Origin of the sequence: Chroococcidiopsis cubana SAG 39.79 (genome assembly GCF_003991895.1) — a bacterium.
Lineage (GTDB): Bacteria > Cyanobacteriota > Cyanobacteriia > Cyanobacteriales > Chroococcidiopsidaceae > Chroococcidiopsis > Chroococcidiopsis thermalis.
In genome coordinates, this window is the sequence record NZ_RSCK01000275.1 from 1 (window position 1) to 832 (window position 832).

An 832-nucleotide genomic window follows, 5' to 3' on the forward strand; every position below is an offset into this window, starting at 1 on the left:
GGCATTGTCAACTTAATGGGATAAATCCGAAAATCGGCACGATAATTCCTGAGTAGCCAGCTTGGCTAATTTTAAGCAGCAGGTTTTAGACAAGCGACTTCTCGCCAATCCTCAAATCGTTGGCACAGTTGTTTTCGGTATCGTGGTGCAGTGAGCTGATGTTGTTTTGGGTGAAAGTGGTCTCGAATCGGTCCAAATGCAGAGAGAAATCGTTGGGCTTGCCCTGGGGATTTGAATTTCCGCATCCGTCGCTCTCGCACTCGTGTGGGCTGATGAGAGTTTTCGCAAAGGTTGTTTAATCCTTTATGCTGTCGATGCTCCACGCTCTTGAGCACTTGTTTCTTTGCCGCTGCGTAACTCTTGAGTTGGTCGGTCACAATTACGCGGGGTACGAAGCCTTGTTTCTTCAGGAGTTTGCGGAAGAATCGATGTGCCGCCTTTGTATCTCGATGTCGTTGCAGCAGGACATCCAGCACGTTCCCTTCCGTATCTACGGCTCGCCACAGATAATATTGCTGTCCTTTGATCGTGACAACCACCTCATCCAGATGCCATTTATCAGTTAGGTAAGGACGTTTGCGCCGCAGTTGATTTGCGTATTGCTGCCCAAACTTCTGACACCATTCTCGAATTGACTCGTAGGTTACCTCAATCCCACGGTACAGCATCATTTTCTCTATGTCCCGGTAGCTCAAGGGAAACGTGTAGTAGAGCCAGACACAGTAGCTGATGATTTCACCAGGGAATCGGTAACGGGAGTACATGGACAAGCAGTCGCGAGCTGATTTGAGCCACTACCATCATCCTGCTTGCGAGTTAAGTTGACAATACC

General features: G+C 48.6%; 1 protein-coding gene. It reads right to left on the reverse strand.

The genetic code is table 11. The features are described from left to right. Positions 1-71: 71 nt before the first annotated feature. On the reverse strand, positions 72-764 hold the full coding sequence (locus DSM107010_RS37870) for an IS6 family transposase (protein ID WP_127025459.1): 693 nt from the start codon (positions 762-764) through the stop codon (positions 72-74). Positions 765-832: the final 68 nt, after the last annotated feature.

Excerpts from the sequence above, each read along its gene's own strand:
- DSM107010_RS37870 (WP_127025459.1), bottom strand. The coding sequence starts at position 764 with ATGTACTCCCGTTACCGATTCCCTGGTGAAATCATCAGCTACTGTGTC.